A 20167-nucleotide genomic window follows, 5' to 3' on the forward strand; every position below is an offset into this window, starting at 1 on the left:
CATCCCACCCGCACACGACGTAGAACACCGAGTCGCCGATGCGATGCACGGGCGCCTCTGCACGCATGCGGTCATACAACGGGTACGGGTCCTGCAACGCCGCGGCGCTGAAGAACTGGGTCGGATCGTCCACGACCGTCATCAGTTCAGGCTGAAGGCCGCATGGGGGCAGGTCAACGGTGCGCGACAAAGTTGAGGAACGCTGTGCCGCCCGAGCCGATTGCTGGCGAAGCGGTATGCCGGGTACCACCTGGGATTTTCGGTGAGAAAGATAGGTTAGAAATTCTCAGATTGAGAGAAACTGTCCAGCGCATTGCGACCGAGGGAGCTTGCTGAAATGCCACGCCACGACTGGCTGGTCGGACGGGACCGCCAAAGCGAAGCTGCCGAACGGATCTACGAGGCCGCTTCCGACTTGATTGCTCGCGGGGGTTACGACGCGTTCACGATCGAGGCGTTGGCAGCCCGGGTGCACTGCTCGCCGGCGACGATTTACCGGCATGCCGGCGGCAAAGCCGCGATCCGCGACGCCGTCGTCGCGATCCAGGCGGCACGCGTCGTCGACACGGCCCGCCAAGCCATCAAAGACCTCAAGGGCCCCGACAGAGTGGTCACCGCCACCATCCTGGCTCTGCAAGGTATGCAATCGGATCCACTGGCTCATTTGATGCGGTCGATGCACGAAACTCCGATTAGCCAATGGATCACCAACTCGCCTGCCGTACAGAGTTTTGCCGCCGAAATGCTCGGCCTCGAAAGCGATGATCCGCTCGCCGCACAATGGCTGATCCGTGTCTTCTTGGCACTGTGGTGTTGGCCGCTCAAAGACCCGGCCGATCAACAGACCATGCTGCAGCGCTTTCTCGGGCCGCCCTACGGCACCGGGAGTTGAGCCAACTCGGGCGGTCTACACCTCACAGCAAGTGCCCAGGATTTACATGGTGCAATACCAGGCGTGACGGTCACGGGTGGACGCCTAGCAGATTTCGTGGTCGACCGGCGCATGTTGCTGACTACGGCGCTGGCACTGCCGATCGGAGCGCTGTCGGCGGGCGCGGCCTGGTGCCTGCTGAAGTTGATCGGGCTGGTCACCAACCTTGTCTTTTACCAACGCTGGGCCTACGGCCTTGTCGCGCCGGGGGCGCAGCACCATCCGTGGTGGTTGATCCTGGGCGCACCCGTCGCCGGCGGTCTGGTGGTCGGCGTGATGGCGCGGTTTGGCTCGGACAAAATTCGCGGTCACGGCATGCCCGAGGCCATTGAAGCCATCCTGACCCGTGGCAGTCGAATCGAACCCAAAGTCGCTGTCCTCAAACCTATTTCGGCGGCAATCAGCATCGGCACCGGTGGGCCATTCGGTGCTGAGGGACCGATCATCATGACCGGCGGCGCGCTGGGTTCGATCCTCGCCCAACAACTGCATCTGACCGCAGATGAACGGAAAACCCTGCTCGTTGCCGGTGCTGCCGGGGGCATGGCGGCGACGTTCAACGCTCCCCTGGCATCGATTCTGCTGGCCGTGGAGTTGCTGTTGTTCGAGTGGCGGCCCCGCAGCCTGGTTCCGGTCACGGCCGCAGTGGTCATTGCGACCGTCGTGCGCGGGTTCATCCTCGGGACTGGCCCGATATTCCCGGTCGTTGCCCACGTCAGCGAAATTGGTTGGAACATCGACGCATTGGCCCTTGTGATCGGCCTGTGCGGCGCCGTGGTCGCCGTCGCCGCGACGCGACTGGTGTATCTGGCCGAAGATCTCTTCGCGCGGTTGCCGTTTCACTGGATGTGGTGGCCGGCGATCGGCGGTGTGGTGATCGGTTTGGGCGGCCTGATCCAGCCGCGAGCTCTGGGCGTCGGCTACGACGTGATCAACGCGCTGCTGACTGGGCAGGCCGGCATGTCGGTTATCGTCGGCGTTCTTGTGGTGAAGACGCTGATCTGGTCGCTGTCGTTGGGCTCAGGCACTTCTGGCGGTGTGCTCGCTCCGGTGTTCATGATCGGTGGTGCTCTGGGCGCCCTTGTCGGACAAGGACTTCCACCGGTATTTCCGGGATTCTGGGCGATCCTGGGCCTTGCTGCCGTCGTCGGCGGCGTCCTGGGCTCGCCGCTGACCGGAATCATTTTCACGCTGGAGTTGACGCACGCTTGGCCCGCGCTGTTGCCGCTCATCATCGCCGCCGTCACGGGCTACGCGGTGTCGGTGCTGGTGCTCGATCGGTCCGTCTTGACCGAGAAGATCGCGCGGCGCGGACTGCACGTGACTCGTGATTACACCACCGATCCGCTGGAAACCTTTTTCGTTGCCGACGTAATGCATCCCGAGCCCGCAGATGTCGAGGTGGGCGGCACCGTCGGCACGCGCGACACGTTGCGACATGCCGCGAATGTGCTCGCCGAAGCCGGCGGCCTCCCGCTGCGGGTCGTGTCGGCCGACGGGGCCGAAGAAGGCCACGTGTACTGGCAGGATTTGCTTGCTGCTCGGATGCACGACCTCACCGAGGACACCGAGCGCACCCGCCACTTGATTGCGTTTGGCCGCCGGCAGGCCTCGCCCGTCGACAACCCGCCGGAGCCGTCGACCCCGTAGTGGGGCGCAAGGCATTCGACGTTTCTCGGTGTCGCACCACGTTTCCGGCTGATCACAAGGTATTTTGCACTCGCGGTAATTTCACATCCGATGCGGCAGGCCGGTGATGATGAATGGCTTAGGCAAGGCGTTGTCGGTGATTGCGAGCATTATCGTGGCGCTGTCGATGGATCCCCCGCTAGCTAACGCGGCGGGCGTCACCTACACAGTCGAACCGTTTGATTACGACGGCGTCCGAGGGATGACGATGTCGGTGACCCGAACTGAGTTGGGCGGCACGTTATGTCCCTGTGTGAAGGTGCCCTATCCCGCTGACGGCATGCACAATGACCAAGGAGTAACGGCGCTGGCCGCAACTCCTTTTCACTCCGGTGACACCGTGCTCGGGTTCAGCCTTGGCTCGCAAGTGATCTCGCTCTACCTGGCTCAGCACACACCCCCGCCCGGTGTGCGATTCGTGTTGTTGGGTGACACGTTTGCCCGCAACGATCAGCTGGTCTCCCAGCGGCAGGGCGTTCCCGCCAACATCGCCAACCAGGTGATCCTGGTGGCGCGGCAATACGATGGATGGAGCGACTATCCCACCATCACAAACTCGCCCAACTACCAGCTGGCGAATCAGAACGCCCAGGCGGGCGCGGCCTACATCCACAACTACGTCAATGCACGGCTCGACAATCCGGCCAACGTGGTAACAACCCGAGGCAATATCACCGCGATCTTGATCCCGACGCAGCACCTACCGGTCAACGTCCCGAAGCGATGGCAGCTGCAGGGTGCGAAGGCCGACCAGCTTGACGCCGAACAGCGCCCGCTCATTGACAGCGCCTACGACCGGCCCAGCCCGACTCCCGACCAGTTGGCAGCTTCGACCGCCGAGCAGGTTCCGTTGACGTGAAATGACAAGCATCGGATCGCTCCAGCAACGCTGAGACGGCCGTACGGTGTGTTGCGCCGCGTTTCCCGACTGTTTGCCAGGTAATTTGCTACTCGCGGTTATCAACATCCGATACGGCAGGCCGGTGGGTGATGAATGGGTTAACCAAAGTGTTGGCGGTGATGGCGAGCATCACCGTGGCGCTATCGTTGGATCCCCCGGCAGCTAAGGCGGGTGGCGTCACCTACACTCTTGAACCGTTCGACTACGACGGTGTCAACGGGACCGTGGTGTCGCTAACCAAAACCCAGTTGGGCGGGACGTTGTGTCCCTGTGTCAAGGTGTCCTATCCCGCCGACGGCGCGCACAATGCCCAAGGTGTGACGGCGCTGGTCAATACACCCCTTCACGCCGGCGACACCGTGCTTGGGTTCAGCCTCGGATCGCAAGTGGTCGCGCTCTATCTGTCGAAGTACACACCGCCGCCCGGGGTGCGCTTCATTATGTTGGGTGACACGTTTACCCATAATGACCAGATCGACTCCCTTGGCCAGGGCGTACCCGCCAGCATCGCGAACCAGGTGATCCTGGTGGCCCGTCAATACGACGGATGGAGTGACTATCCGACCAACCTGGCCTCCCCCAACTACCAGCTGGCCTGGCAGAACGCCCAGTACGGCGGGGGCACCATCCACGACTACGTCAATGTGCGCCTCGATAATCCGGCCAACGTGGTGGTAAATCGCGGCAACATCACCGGGATCTTGATCCCGACCCAGCACCTACCCCTCAACGACTGGCGGCGATGGTTGGGGGGAGGTGCGCAGGCCGACCAGCTTGACGCCCAACAGCGCCCCCTCATCGACAGCGCCTACAACGACCGGCCAGGTCCGACGCCCGACCAGGTGGCGCGGTCAACTTCCGAGCAGGTTGCGAACACTTGAGATGAGAAGGCGCGATCGGCCGGCGCCCGCCCGCATCGCGACCGCTCGGTAGGGACACCCGGAGTCCGCACACTCAAAACGTGCAGGCAAGACGCCTTTACTCGACCTTGACCGTGTGTTGAATCCCCTCCCCGACGATCGGGAGATGAGTACGCTTCATGCGGTGGAGCTGGGGGTTTTGGGACCTCTACAGGTCCGGCGGGACGGCGCCCCGGTCATGATCCCGGGCGCGAAACCGCGCGCCATCCTCACAATGCTCGGGTTGCACGGCGGTTCGGTCGTGTCGGCCGAAACGCTGCTCGAGCTCCTCTGGGGCGATGACCCGCCGCGCACCGCCGCCAAGGCCCTCCAGACCCACATTTCGGCGCTGCGGCGCACGCTGGATGAGGGCTTCGTTTTGACCGAGGGAACGGGCTGGCTCCTCACCACATCCGAGACCGATGCATCGCGCTACAGGCTGGCCACCAGGGCGGGCCGTGATGCCGCAGCTGCCGGCGACACCAGCCAAGCAGTGGCCCGCTTCGAGGAGGCGCTGACGCTGTGGCGCGGAACCCCCGAACTGCCTGACACCCGCCGGGGAATATCAGAGAAGACACGCTGGATAGAGGGCCATGCCGCGCTGGTCGAAGATCGGGCCGATGCTCTGCTGGCGACGGGCCGGGCCGCGGAGATCATCGGCGAGCTCGAGGCCGCGGTGGCCGACGCACCCCTTCGCGAGAGGCGATGGGGCCAGCTGATGCTCGCCCTCTATCGCGCCGGTAGGCAGGGCGAGGCTCTGGCCGCGTACCAACGAGCACGGTCGCTGCTGGCCGAAGAGCTGGGCATTGACCCTGGGTCGGAACTTCGGCGACTCGAGGCCGCGATCGTGTCCCAGGACACGGCGCTGGATATGCCTGTGGCACAGAATCTTTCGACAATGACACGCGCGGTGACGTTCCTACTCACCGACATTGAAGGGTCAACCGCCGCTTGGGAGGCCCAGGCCGACGCGATGGCGATCGCCCTGGCGCGCCACGACGAGCTCGTCGAACAAGTCGTCACGTCCCGCGGTGGACGGCTGATCAAGACCCGCGGCGAGGGCGATGCCACCTTCTCGGTCTTCGACCGGCCATCGGGGGCGGCTGCTGCCGCGATCGAGCTGCAGGAAGCGATCGGGCACGAGCCGTGGGCACTGCGGGAGCCCATGCGTATTCGCATCGCCCTGCATACCGGCGAGGTCGAGCTCCGCGACGGCGACTATTTCGGTCGCGCGGTGAACCGTGCTGCGCGGCTGCGGTCGCTAGCGGTGGGCGGCCAGATCCTGTGTTCGGGTGCGACCGCCGAACTCGTCATCGACTCACTGCCCGACGATGTTCTGCTCGCCGACCTCGGGATGCGTCAGCTCAAAAACCTGGCACGCCCCGAGCACGTTTTCGAGCTGCGCCTGGAGACAACCGACGAGGGTGCTGACGAGCAGACAACCGATACACCGATCGAGCGACCCAGCCTCCCCGCGATACTGACCGGCCCCGGGCCGTTCGTCGGCCGCGGCCACGAGCTCGAGGGGCTGTTGTCTGCTTGGCAGACTGCGCTCACAGGCGGCATGCACGCGGTTCTGATTGCCGGAGAGCCGGGCGTGGGCAAGACACGTCTGGCTGGCGAGTGGTCACAACAGGCCTACGAGCAAGGGGCGGTTGTGCTGTACGGCCGCTGCGATGAGGACCTCGGTGCGCCTTACCAGCCGTTCGCGGAAGCGCTGCGTTCGCTCGTCCCGTGTATCGGTGCGACCCGGCTGCGCGGACTGCGCGGGGTTGAAGCACTACTTGCATTGGTTCCCGGCCTGACCGATGTACTGCCCGATCTGGCCGCGCCAACCCGAGCCGATCCGGAAACCGAACGCTACGCACTTTTCGACGCCGCCGTTGCGCTGTTGGAAGCCGCGTCCGGGAGCGCACCCGTCGTGTTGATCCTCGACGACTTGCACTGGGCAGCCAAACCCACGCTGCTCTTGCTGCGGCATCTCCTGCGCTTCGGTGACCACGCCCGCGTACAGATCGTCGGTACCTATCGCAGCACCGACCTCGACCGTTCCCATCCGCTCGCGGCGATGCTCGCCGACTTGCACCGTGACGGCACCGCCAACCGCCTTCAGCTCAGCGGTCTCGACGAGGACGACGTGACCGAATACGTCACCGAGGCCGGTTACGACGACGAAGAGCTCGCTCGGGCGTTGGCGTCGGTCACCGGTGGCAACCCGTTCTTCCTCATCGAGGCGCTTCGCCATGTCGATGAAAGTGGCGGCATCTGGGATCCAAGCACCTTGCCGCAGGGCGTTCGGGAAACCGTGAGCCGCCGACTTTCGCGGCTTTCTGCGGAGACGAACAAGGCCCTCGCCGCAGCCGCGGTCGTTGGCAGCCGCTTCGATGTGGACCTCGTGGAGGGAGTCGTCGAGCAGGACCTGGTTGACGCGTTCGACGAGGCCTGCAAGGCCGGCATCATCATCGAGGAGCCTGGCGGTCGATATCGGTTCAACCACGCCATTGTTCGGCAGTCGCTTCTTGCCGAGCTGGCATCGGTGCGTCGCATGCGGCTGCATCAACGCATTGCCGCAACGCTGGAAACCCAGGCCGGGGCAGACGACGAGCTGTTGGCTGAGCTGGCCTACCACTACTTTGAGTGCGCCTGGGCAGGAAATGCGGCTAAGGCCGTCGAGTACTGCCGACGTGCCGCAGACCAGGCGATGGCTCGACTCGGCTACGAAGGTGCCGCGGAGCTCTACGACCGAGCACTGCACGCGCTGGAGGAGCTCGACGAAGAGTTGCCCGACCGCGACGACCAGGCCGCCGAGCTACTGATCGCGCGCTGCGAGGCCCTGCTCGCCGCGGGTGATGTGACTTCGGCGGCAGGCGCGGTCTCGCAATTGCAAGCAGCGACAGTCGATTCCGCCCGGCTGACGGCATGGGCGACGTGCTTCGACGGACAGCTGTCGATGCTGATCCATCCCGAACGACTGGACGAGGCCGAAACCGCATTAGCCGGCGCTGCCGAAAAGCTGGCCGAATTAGATGATGCCGCAGGGGAAGCCACAGCGCACACCGTGCGGGCTGGGTGCCTCGCCCGGCTCGGGCGCATCGCCGATTGCGAAATCGCCTTGGATGAAGCTCTGACCGCTGCGCGTCGCGCGCGCGAACACCGCCGGGTCAACGACGTGCTGGCAGGCGCGCCGCTCGCCGCACTGTGGGGTCCCAATCCTGTTCCGCGCGCTGGTGGCCGGTGTCTTGACGTGGTGCGGCTGCTGCGAATCACCACCGACTCGCCGGCGGTCGAGGCGACGTCGACGCGATGCCAGGCGGTGTTGGAAGCCTTCCGCGGCCGCGGCGCAGCCGCCCGGCGGATGATCGACTCGGCCCGGCGCACACTCACCGAGCTCGGCCTGCGCCATGCGCTTTTAGAAGTCGAGCAGTTCGCCGGCATTGTCGAGCTGGTGATCGACGATCCTGCCGCCGCTGAACCGCATCTGCGTAAGGCCTACAACGGTTTTCGCCGTATGGGCCTGGACGCCGATACCGCCGAGACGGCGGCGCTGTTGGGTCGAACTTGCCTCGCGCTCAATCGAGACGCCGAGGCTGACGAATTGTGTACGGAGAGTGAGCGACTCGCAGGGCACGCGCTGAAGCCGTCGATCGCCTGGCGCACACTTCGGGCGCGGCTGCTGTCGCGCGACAATAATCACGACGGGGCTCGGCGCGTGGCGGAGGCTGCTGTCAGTATCGCCGAGCGCACCGACGCCTTGGTCGATCATGGCGACGCCTGTCTTACGCTGGCAACGATTTTGGGTGCCGCCGGTGACGTCGCCGGAGCGCGAGCAGCCGCCGAACGAGCGGTTGACTTGTACGAGCGGAAAGGCGCTGCGGCGCTTGCCGAAAGGGCGCGTCTGGTTCTGGGTCAGCGCGACATGCCGTCTGCCGCAGCTCCGCCTGAAGCGCCAGCGGTCGAGCTGGACACCGCGGCCGTCCGAGCGGGCGAACGCGTGATGGCCGCTGTTGATCGCGAGGACTGGGACGAATTCGAGCGGCTGTTCGCACCCGGCGGGTCCGTCGAGAGTCGCCGGAAAGTCGTCGGCTTTAAGCAGACCGAATTCACTTCGGACGAGGTAATGCATCAGACGAGGCGCGATCTCGAGACGGGGGCCCTGCGGATCAACCGTGTCGTTATTGCCGTGCGAGGCGAGCGCCTGGCGCTCGCTCGAGCGGTGCTAAGCACTGCAGACGTGAGCCCAGGAGCGCCGCGGGACGAATTTCTCCAGCTATACGGCATCGACGAGCAGGAGCGAATTGCGCTGCAGATTTGGTTCGACGTCGAAGACCTCGATGCAGCGATCGCCGAACTCGACGCCATGCACGCCAGGTTCGAGGAGGAGCAACCGCAGCCCCGCCGGCTGGAAAACGCGGCAAACCGAGTGGCCGAGCGCTATCTGGTGCATTTTGCGGCCCGCAACTGGGACGCCATGACGGACACGCTGGCCGATGACTTTTCGACCGACGACCGCCGCCGAGTCGTGAACGCGGGGATCCGACTTGGTCGAGGTCCCGAAATCGCCAATATGCGTGCAACCGCGGAGGTCGGGGTCAAGAGCATGACGTCGACCGCCATTGCGATCCGCGGGGAGCGACTCGCCCTCACTTCTTTCCTCTCGTCTGCTAATTTTCCCGCCGAGGTGCTCGTCATCGTCGAGATCGACGCCGAAAACCAGATCTCGGCACTCGTCGTATTCGAACCTGACGACTTCGACGCCGCCATCGCCGAGCTCGATGCCCGCTACATCGCCGGCGAAGCGGCACCGTACGCGCACGCATGGTCGGTCATCAAGGAGACTTACGCCGCAGCCAACCGACTTGAGCTTGAGGCATATCCGACCGCGCCGGACTTGATGACCATCGACCACCGAGGCGAGAGCGCGTTCGGGGTTGATGAGATCTTCGCATACCTTCGCGCCGGCCGAGGTGCCAACCAAAACACCACGACCTACATCGAAGCCGTGCATCGACTGAACAACAACGGCGCGGTCATCACATACGCCGCGCATGAGACATCGCCAGAAGGCTTCGAGGCCGAATGGCGGGGCATTACCGTACTGACGGTCGAGGGCGATTTGGTCGACCGCTGCGAGGTATTCGGCGAGACAGACCTCGACGCCGCAATCGGGAGGTTCGACGAACTCAATCGGCCGACGCGGCGGCTGGAAAACGCGGCAAGCCGCGCCTACGAGCGGTTGTGGAGGTATTTCGCGGCCCGCGACTGGGTCGCTGTAGCAGACACAATAGAGCGGGATATATCCGACGATGATCGTCGTCGCGTAGTGAATTCCGGCCTCCGGCATGGGCGAGATGCCTTGATCGCCAACTTGCGGGCCGTTGCCGACGGCGGGACCGCGAATGTCACGCCAGTAGTCATTGCCACCCGTGGCGAGCGCCTCGTCCTCGCTAGTGTCCGCTTATCGAGTGGTGGTGAACGGCCCGATGCGTTCTACAACGAAGTACTTCGCATCATCGAGATCAACTCCGACGAACGGATCGCGGCAGCCGTCATGTTCGGCCTCGACGACCTCAATGCGGCATTCGCGGAACTCGATCGTCGATACCTCGCCGGGGAAGCGGCTGATCACGCGCGTACCTGGTCGGTAATCGCCGGTGTTTTCGCTGCGCACAATCGGCGCGAAATTGCCGCGGCGACACCGGATGTGGTGAGCATCGACCACCGCCGTGTGGCATCGTTTGCGCCCGGTGAAGGGCTCGAATACATCCATGCCGGATGGGACCTCGACCAAACCGACAACCTCTACATCGAGACTGCGCATCGGCTAGACGACCTCGGCGCAGTTTTCACTTGGGCCGGGCATGGAACCTCCCATGAGGGCTTCGAAGCCGAGTGGCGGGGCGTCGAAATCATCACGGTCGATGGCGATCTGGTCAGCCGCGCTGAGGTATTCGACGAGGCAGACCTGGACGCAGCACTCGCCCGGTTCGACGAGCTTTGCCAACCGGCGCGTCGGCTGGAAAACGCGGCAAGCCGAACATACGGGCGCTTCCAGAGGTACTTCGCCGGGAGCAACTGGGATGCTCTCACGGAGATGTTGGCCGACAACTTCTCCCAAGACGATCGCCGTCGGGTGGTAGGCGCGGGACTCCGACGTGGGCGAGATGCTCAGATGGCGGACATCCACGCCTTCGCCGACATTGGGGCCAATAAAAGTACGGCAACAGTCATCGCGACTCGAGGCGAACGCCTCGTCCTCTGCCGGAGCTGTATCTCCGGCGAAGACCAGCAACCCGGCGCATCCCGTATCGAGTTCCTCAGCGTCGTAGAAATCACCGCCGACGAGCGGATCGCAGCGCGCAACGCGTTCGACCTCAACGACATCGACGCCGCCATCGCCGAACTCGACGACCGCTATCTCGCCGGCGAGGCGGCGCCTTATGCGCACACATGGTCGGTCATCACACGCGCCTATGCCGCGGGCAACCGCAATGAGCTTCCAGTGACGACGCCAGATTGGGCGAGCATCGATCATCGGCGAGGGAGAGCGTTCGAACCCGGTGAACTCGCGACATATATGCACGCCACCTGGGACGTCATTCCGGACACCAACGTTTACGTCGAGTCCGTGCATCGGCTCAGCAATCTCGGAGCAGTCGTAACTCATGCTGTGAACGGGACATCGCGAGATGGCTTTGACGCCGATTGGCGAGAAATCGCCGTAACGATGGTCGACGGGGATCGCCTCAGCCGTACCGAGCTATTCGACGAGGGAGACCTTGACGCAGCGATCGCCCGCTTTGAGGAACTCAGCCCGCAGACGCGGCAGTTGGAAAACGCGGCAAGCCAAGCGTACGAGCGCTTCCGGCGGTACTTCGCCGCACGCGACTGGGCCGCCATGGCGGATCTACTGACCGCCGATACATCTGTCGACGACCACCGACGGGTCGTGAACGCTGAGATCAGACGCGGTCGCGAAGTCGAAATCGCGAACATGCAGGCCTTCGCCGACCTTGGAGCCAATAAAAGCACGGCAACGGTCATCGCGACTCGAGCCGAACGCCTTGTCCTCTGCCGGACTTGTATCACTGGCGAAGACCAGCAACCCGGCGCATCCCGTATCGAGTTTCTCTGCGTCGTAGAGATCACTGCCGACGAGCGGATCGCAGCGCGCACCGCGTTCGACCTCGACGACTTCGACGCCGCCGTCGCCCATCTCGATGCGCGCTATCTCGCTGGCGAAGCCGCCGCCCACGCGCACACGTGGTCCGCGATCTTAGGGGGGTACGCCAGGTTCAGTCGACACGAACTCCCCTCCATGACGCCGGATTCGAAGTACGTCGACCATCGACGGGTGCACAGGATCGAGGAGATCGAGGCGGTTGATTTGGCCGCAGCTGCTCGTTCCACGTGGGACATGGTGCCGGACGTAAAGATGTACGTCGAGGCGGTGCATCGGCTGAATGATCTCGGAGCCGTCGTCACCCACGCGGTGGAAGGGACTTCTCCCGAGGGCTTTGACGCGGCGTGGCGGGTGCTCGAACTTTTCACGTTCGACGGTGACCGGCAAAGCCGTTTCGAAATTTTCGACGAGTCAGACCTCGACGCCGCGCTCGCCCGCTTCGACGAACTGCACCTCCAGGCTCCACGGCTAGAAAACACGGCAAGTCAAGTAGCCGAGCACTTCCTAGCGCACATCGCAGCCCGCGATTGGGACGCGATCACCGAGGTCCTGGCCGACGGCTACTACAGCGACGACCGTCGCCGTGCGGTAGGTGCTGGGCTCCGGCGCGGCCGCGAATCCAACATCGCGGAAATACAGATGACCGCCGACCTTGGAGTCGAGGTCATAACAAGACAGTCCATCGCGACCCGTGGGGAGCGCCTCGTCCTCAGCCGTGTCCGATGGTCGGCCAGCGACGAGGTGGCTGGGGGGTTCCACACTGAAGTGCTCGGCATCGTTGAGCTCGACACCGACGAGCGGATCGCTGCGATCATCACGGTCGACCACGATGACATCGATGCGGCCTTCACCGAGCTCGATGCCCGATACCTCGCCGGCGAAGCGGCACCGTACGCGCGCACATGGTCGGCCATGACAGGGTTATACGCCGGGTTCGTCCGACACGAACTCCCTCCTATGACGCCGGATTCGGTACTCGTCGATCACCGACCGGGGCAAAGGATCGAGGCGGCTGATTTCGCCACTATGGCTCGTTCCGTATGGGACACCACGCCACACATCAGGATGTGCATCGATGCGGTGCATCGGCTAAGCGAACTCGGAGCCGTCGTCACCCTCACGGGAGAAGGGACTACGCCAGAGGGCTTTAAGGCGGAGTGGCGGATGATCGAAGTTGTCACGCTCGACACTGACCGGATCAACCGCCTTGAAATCTTCGACGAGGCAGATCTCGACACAGCGCTCACCCGCTTCGAAGAACTGCATCCGCAGACGCGGCGACCGGAAAACGCGGCAAGCAGAGCGGTCCAGCAATTCCTTGCGCATTTTGTGGACCGCGACTGGGACGACATGGCGGAACTACTCGCCGATGACTTTTCCGCTAATGATCGCCGTCGGGTCGCAAACGCCGGTGTACGACGCGGCCGAGATGCCGAGATGGCGAATTGGCATGCCACTGCCGACCTCTGGAGCACTACGGTGGCATCGACTGTGATAGCGGCCCGCAAAGAGCGCCTAGCTCTTTTTCGGTTCGCCTTCGTAAGTCAAGACCAACCAATTGAGGCGTTCCAGGCCGAGGCGCTCACCGTCGTCGAGATCAACGACGACAACCGAGTCGCGGCGGTCGTCGTGTTCGATCCCGGTGAGATCGACGCGGCCTTCGCCGAACTCGACGCGCGGTACCTCGCCGGCGAAGCGGCACCGTACGCGCGCACATGGTCGGTGATTGCAGGGACGTACGTCCGGTTCAACCAGCACGAAGTTCCAGCGATGACACCGAATTCGGTGAGCATCGATCATCGCCACCTCGTAACGAGCGCAGTCGATCTGGCCGCATTCCTACGTGCCACATGGGAACTCATGCCCGACGTCGAGATCTACATCGAGGCCGTACATCGGCTTAGCGAGGTCGGAGCCGTCCTCACCCACACCGCGTATGGGATCTCCCAAGACGGTTTCGACGCCGAGTGGCGGATGCTGCTGCTCCTGACGGTCGACGGTGATCTGATCAGCCGCTGCGAGATCTTCGACGAGGCAGATCTCGACGCCGCGCTCGCCCGCTTTGAGGAGCTGCATCCGCGCTCTCCTCGGCTGGAAAACGCGGTGATGGAACGCGCCCTGGCGCACCTCGCCGCCCGCGACTGGGACGCCGTAGCACAGGATTTCGCCGAGAATTATTACTGCGACGATCGCCGCCGGGTCGTGAATGCCGGGCTCCGGCAGGGCCGAGATGCCGCGATCGAAGACTTGTGGGTGTCCGCCGACATCGGAACGATGGCAAACATCATGGTGGACATTATTGCGACCCGGGGCGAACGCCGCATTCTCACGCATTGGCACGCCACGGGCCCCGACCCCGGTGCGGTCCAAGTCGATGTCCTTCAGGTCATCGAGCACGACGACGAACGATTCGCAACGGCCGTCCTCTTCGACCCTGAGGACATCGACGCTGCCATCGAGGAACTCGACGCTCGGTACCTCGCTGATGAAGCGGCGCCGTACGCGCAGACGTGGTCGCTCCTCATACGCTCATATGCCGCGCTCAACCGGCGCGAAATCCCTGCGACGACACAGGACTGGGTGAACATCGACCACCGGCGGGCGTTAGCGTTCACGCCGGGTGAGGCGTTCGCCTACATCCGCGCCTCCTGGGACGTCACGCCTGACCTTGCCTTCCACATCGAGACCGTGCATCGGCTGAGCAAACTGGGAGCGGTCGTCACCCACGGGGTCCACGGCACGTCGCGGGAGGGCTTTGACGCCGAGTGGCGAAATGTCAGCCTTTTCACTTTCGATGGCGAACTGATCAACTGCTTTGAAGTCTTCGACGAGGCCGACCTCGATGCCGCGCTCACCCGCTTCGACGAACTACAACTGCAGGTGCCACGGGTCGAAAACGCGGCAACCCAAGTGGAGCAACGCTTTAACATCTGCTTCGCAGCGCGCGATTGGGCTGCCATGGCGGAATTATTATCTGACGACATTTTGATGGACGATCGTCGTCGCATTGTGAACGGCGGGGTCCGGCGCGGTCGAGATGCCGAGATCGCAAACGAGCGGGCAGTCGCCGATGTCGGAGTCACGAAGTACACGCCAACCGTGATTGCGGTCCGTGGGGAACGCCTCGCCCTCAGTGGTTACTCCATCTCGGACGGCTGGTCGGGGTCAAAGGTGTTGGGCGTCTCTGAGATCAACGCCGAAAGCCAGATCGTGGCACGGATTGTGTTCGATCCCGACGACATCGACGCCGCTTTCGAGGAGCTCGACTCCCGGTACCTCGCCGGCGAAGCGGCGCCGTACGCCCAGACGTGGTCGGTTATCGCCGCCGGCTACGCTGCGCTCAACCGGCGTGAACAATCTCCGACGACACCGGACTACGTGCAAATCGACCACCGGCTACGCGCAACGGTCGAGGTGGATGATTTGGGTTCATATCTCCGCGCCACTTGGGAACTCGTGCCGGAGCTAACCAGCTATCTCGAGGCCGTGCATCGGCTGAGCGACCAAGGAGCGGTCGTCACCCATGTGGGAACCGGGACCTCACAGGACGGCTTCGACGCCGAGTGGCGAGAGATCGACGTTCTCACAATTCAAGGCGACCTGTTCAGCCGATGTGAAATCTTCGACGAGGGAGATCTTGACGCCGCGCTCGCCCGCTTCGACGAACTGCAGCTGCAGACGCGGCGGCTGGAGAATGCGGCAAGCCAAGTGCTCCAGCGGTTCGATACCTACTTCGCGGCCCGCGACTTGGACGCAATGGCTGACCTCTTCGCAGACGATATTGCTACATACGATCGCCGTCGGATTGTCAACGCTGGAGACCTACAGGGTCGAGATGCTCAACTCGCGAATATGCGAGCTCTCACCGAACTCGAGATGAACACAATGTCGACCGTAATTGCGACTCGTGGCGAACGCCTCGTCCTCACCCGTCTCTGTTCGTCGAACCGCGACCTGGTGCACGGGGAGTTCGGCATCGAGACACTTAACGTCGCCGAGATCGACGGCAACAACCGGATCGTTGCGGGCTACACGTTCGATGCCGACGAGATCGACGCCGCCTTCGAAGAGCTTGACGCTCGATACCTTGCCGGCGAGGCGGCGCCGTACGCCCAGACGTGGTCGGTCATCGCGCAGACCTACGCCGCGTTCAACCGTCGCGAATTTCCCTCCACAACACCGGATTCGGTATACGTCGATCATCGTCCACTCTTGACCAGCGATGCGAGTGATCTGGCCGCGAACATCCGTGTCACGTGGGACCTCATGCCTGATGCCTGCATCTACATCGTCGAGAGTGTGCATCGGCTGACCGAACTCGGCGCCGTCGTCACCCAAACCCTGAAAGGGGCCTCGAAAGAGGGCCTTGATGTCGAGTACCGGATGATCGACATTTTCACGGTTGAACGCGGCCTGCTGAGCCGCTGCGAAATATTCGACGAGGAAAACATCGACGCCGCACTCGCGAGATTCGAAGAGCTCCAAACGCGGGCGCACCGGCTGGAAAACGCGGCAAGCCGAACGTACGCGCGCTTGTGGAAGCGCTTCATGGCCCGCGATTGGGCCAACTTGGCCGAGACAATAGCTCACGACATCGTCGATGAGGACGGGCGTCGCCTCGTGGGGCATGGCATCCGCCGCGGCCGCGATGCCGAGATGGAAAACCTTCGGGTAACAGCCGAACTCGGGCTCACGAGTGTCACGCCGACTGTCATCGCTACCCGCGGGGAGCGCCTCGCGCTGCATCGTGTCCTGTTATCGGGCCTCGACCAGCAGCCTGGGGCGTTCTTCAACCCGGTACTCCGCGTCGTCGGGACCGACGCCGACGAGCGCATTGTGGTTGCGGTGCTGTTCGATATCGACGACCTGGACGCCGCATTCAAAGAGCTTGACGCGCGGTACCTTATCAGCGAGGCGGCGCCGTACGCCCAGACGTGGTCGGTGGTTGCAGAGGTCCAGGAGCGGTTCAATCGGCAAGAACTTCCCTCGACGACTCCGAATCCGGTTTACATCGATCATCGACCGCTCGTATCGATCGAGGGGGCCGATCTGGCCGCATCTATTCGTGCCGTGTGGGACATCACGTCGACCTCCAACGTGTACATCGAGGCCGTGCATCAGCTGAGCGAACTCGGAGCCGTCTTCACCCAAGTGCTGAAAATGACCTCGCGGGAGGGCTTCGACGCAGAATTGCGGCTTCTCTACATTTTCATAGTCGAAGGCGACCTAATCAGCGGCGTCGAGGTCTTCGAAGAGGCAGACCTCGACGTCGCGCTCGCGAGATTCGAAGAGCTGCAAACGCAGGCGCACCTGCTGGAAAACGCGGCAACCCGAGCAGAAGACCGCTTCTTCGCCTACTACAAGGCTCACAACTGGGCAGCAGTCGCCGAGATACTGGCCGACGACAGTTTCATCGATAATCGCACTCCGGTGGTGAGTACCGGGCTTTGGGAAGGCCGCGATGTCGTGGTCGCGAATATGCAAGCCCTGGCCGACTCCGTAGTGAACTCGACGTCGGCCGTTGTTGCGATCCGCGGGGAGCGCCTCGCCCTCGCTCGTCATCGTTTCCCGAACCACGATGCGCGGTACGGGGAGTTCGTCACCGAGCAGCTGATCATCGCCGAGATCGACACGGACGATCGGATCGCCGCCCACGTCGTGGTTGACCCCGACGACATGGACGCCGCGATCACCGAACTCGACGGCCGGTACCTCGCCGGCGAAGCGGCCGCTTACGCGCACACGTGGTCTGTTATCACTAGTGGCTATGCCACGCTCAACCGGCACGAGGTACCGCCGACTACAGCCGATTTGGTGAGCATCGACCATCGGCGCGGAATAGCTTTTGCGCCCGGAGAATTCGCCCGGTATGCGCGTGCCACCTTTGACGTCGCGCCGGACATCGCGATCCACATCGAGGTTGTACATCGGCTGAGCACCTTCGGAATCGTGCTCACCCATGTGGGCAAGGGGACCTCCTCCGAGGGCTTCGAGGCCGCGTGGCGAGAGACCGTCCTCCTGACCGTCGACGGCGACGCGGTCAACCGTTGCGAGATGTTCGACGAGAAAGACCTCGAGGCCGCGCTCACTCGCTTCGGCGAGCTCGACCGGCCGGCGCCACGGCTTGAGAACGCCGCTACCCGAACGTGGGCGCGTTCAATCGATGCGTTCAACCGCCGCGCCATGGATGACTATCTCGCCCTGATGGCGACGGACGGCCGATTGGAAGATCGGCGAAAAGGCCTGCGCGGCTTATTCGATGGGTCGGCCCGGCGGAAAGCCGTGCACGCGCTATTCGAAGAGCCGCCAGAAAGCTGGCGAATGAGCACAGAACCCATCGCAGTCAGGGGTTCTCGCCTCGCGCTAACCCACGAATGTTGCCGTGACACCGATGCGCCGAACCAACCGATCACCGTCGAGGTCTTGACGGTCGTGGAAGTCGACGACGACCTTATCTGCTACACCGTGAGTTTCGACCCCGACGACATCGACGCTGCCTTCGAAGAACTCGAGGCGCGATACCTCGCCGGCGAAGCTGCCGCGCACTCGCACGCCTGGTCACTCATCGCACAAAACTACGCCGCGTTCAACCGGCACGAACTTCCCGCGACAACGCCGGACTGGGTCATGGTCGACCATCGGCGACTTTTTACGAGCGAAACAGTTGATCTGGACGCATCTGTTCGTGCCCTGTGGGACCTCATTCCGAGCATCAGCATCTACATCGAGGTGGTGCATCGGTTGAGCGAACTCGGAGCCGTCGTCACCCAAACGTTCAAAGGAATTTCGCAAGAGGGTTTCGACGCCGAATGGCGGCTGATCGACATTTACACGGTCGAAGGTGACCTCCTCAGCCGCTCCGAAGTCTTCGACGAGGCAGACATCGAGGCCGCGCTCGCCCGCTTCGACGAGCTCGATCGGCCGACACCGTCGTTTGGGAACGCTGCGACCCGAGCTCGCGTGCGCACAGCCAATGCAGTCAATCTCCGTGACGTGGACGGCGTTCTAGCCCTAAACGCTGTCGACGCACGATATGACGACCGACGAAAGGGGCTGCGCGACGAACGCGCGGTGGGGCCAGAAGTCGTGCGCGCGATTTTCGAGGCGCCTCGAGCGTGGCAGTTGGAGGTAGCGCCCATTGCCATCAGGGGATCCCGCCTTGCCCTGACCCGCGACAAGTATTACGACACCGACGATGTCCATCGGGCAGTCACTGCCGAGCACTTGATGCTCACGGAAGTCGGTGCCAATGGCCTCCTGCGCAACTCAGTGCTTTTCGATCCCGACGACCTCGACGCTGCCTTCGAAGAACTCGACGCCCGGTACCTCGCCGGCGAAGCAGCCGCCTATGCGCGCACCTGGGCGGTCATAATGCAGGCGTATTCCGCGGCCAACCGTCACGAAATCGCCGCGACATCGCCAAACTTGGTCAACATCGACCACCGCCGGCTCGCAATGGTCGAGCCGGGCAACCTGATCGCGTACCTCCGCAACACGTTCGACGACCTCACCGACATCAGCACGTACTTGGAGACTGTCCATCGGCTCACCGACATCGGAGCGGTCTTCACGCACGTGGGCACCGGAACGTCGGAAGAGGGCTTTCACGCCGAGTGGCGGATGATCAGCGTCACCATCGTTGAGGACAACTTGATCAGCCGTTGCGAGATGTTCGACGAGGAAGACCTCGAGGCGGCGCTCGCGAGGTTCGACGAGCTCGATCAGCCAGCCCCCCTTCTTGAGAATGCGTCGACTCGGACCTGGGCGCACCTGGTCGATGCATATAACCGTCGGGACATGAGCGGTTTCCTCGCCCTCATGACAGAGGATGCCCGATTGGATGACCGACGAAAGGGCTTGCGTGGCATACATGATGGGCTAGCGCTGTGGAAAAACGTTCAGCAGCTATTTCAAGCGCACATCAGCTGGCGATTGAGCATGGAGACCATCGCGATCAGAGGATCTCGCCTTTCGCTGACCCGCCATTGCATTCGCGACACGAATGAGGCGGACCAACCGATCACCTGGGAAGCCTTGGCGGTGATGGAGGTTGGCGACGGCGACCTCATGCGCGACGCTGTGAGCTTCGATCCAGATAACATCAACGACGCACTCGATGAGCTCACCGCTCGGTGGATCGCATCTGGGGGGGTTGCGCACCCCGAGGTCATCGAGGCGCAGGGTCGGCTTGTCGCGGCCACCAACCGTCACGACTGGGATGCGCTCGCCGAAATAGGCGCCAGTGCAACGTATGTCAGCCACCGGCAGCTGGCCGATGGAGGGACCGGCACCATGGCCGAGCAGATGTCATCGATCCGGACGATGGCATCGCTCGTCCCCGACCTGTGGCTCGAGCCGGCGGAGATCCTCACGCACTCTGCCTTCGGCCTCGTCACCCACATGGTCGAGAAGGGCACGTCGACTGAGGGCGTCGCGATCGAGCTTCCATTTGTCATACTCATCCTCTTCGATGGCGATCGCGTCACTCGCGTCGAGGCCTTTGACTTAGACCAGCGCAACTTGGCCCTCGCTCGGTTCGAGGAGATCGGTCGGCCCGACTAGTCAGT

At 63.3% G+C, this 20167-nt stretch carries 5 protein-coding genes and 1 pseudogene; 5 read left to right on the top strand and 1 reads right to left on the bottom strand.

Translation table 11 applies throughout. The features are described from left to right. Positions 1–142, bottom strand: a pseudogene (locus tag WB785_RS11755) (cytochrome P450); the annotation flags it as partial. A 195-nt stretch (positions 143–337) separates the two neighbouring features. Here WB785_RS11755 and WB785_RS11760 point away from each other — a divergent pair. The 5 genes from WB785_RS11760 (at position 338) to WB785_RS11780 (ending at position 20162) form a co-directional block, all read left to right on the top strand. Beyond that, positions 338–892, top strand: a complete 555-nt coding sequence (locus tag WB785_RS11760; RefSeq protein WP_424079324.1) for a TetR/AcrR family transcriptional regulator — start codon at positions 338–340, stop codon at positions 890–892. Positions 893–955: 63 nt separating this feature from the next. After that, positions 956–2581: a chloride channel protein gene (locus WB785_RS11765; RefSeq protein ID WP_424079326.1), complete on the top strand. Its 1626-nt coding sequence runs from the start codon at positions 956–958 to the stop codon at positions 2579–2581. Between the two features lie 136 nt (positions 2582–2717). Further along, entirely contained in the window at positions 2718–3479 is a 762-nt protein-coding gene (locus tag WB785_RS11770; protein ID WP_424079328.1) for a PE-PPE domain-containing protein, read from the top strand. A 131-nt stretch (positions 3480–3610) separates the two neighbouring features. Then, complete coding sequence (locus WB785_RS11775; RefSeq protein ID WP_424079330.1) at positions 3611–4402, top strand: PE-PPE domain-containing protein; 792 nt, start codon at positions 3611–3613, stop codon at positions 4400–4402. 145 nt (positions 4403–4547) lie between these two features. Further along, the gene (locus WB785_RS11780) at positions 4548–20162 is read left to right on the top strand and encodes a BTAD domain-containing putative transcriptional regulator (RefSeq protein WP_424079332.1); all 15615 of its coding nucleotides are present in this window, start codon (positions 4548–4550) and stop codon (positions 20160–20162) included. Positions 20163–20167: the final 5 nt, after the last annotated feature.

The organism is Mycobacterium sp., assembly GCF_049585075.1.
Lineage (GTDB): Bacteria > Actinomycetota > Actinomycetes > Mycobacteriales > Mycobacteriaceae > Mycobacterium.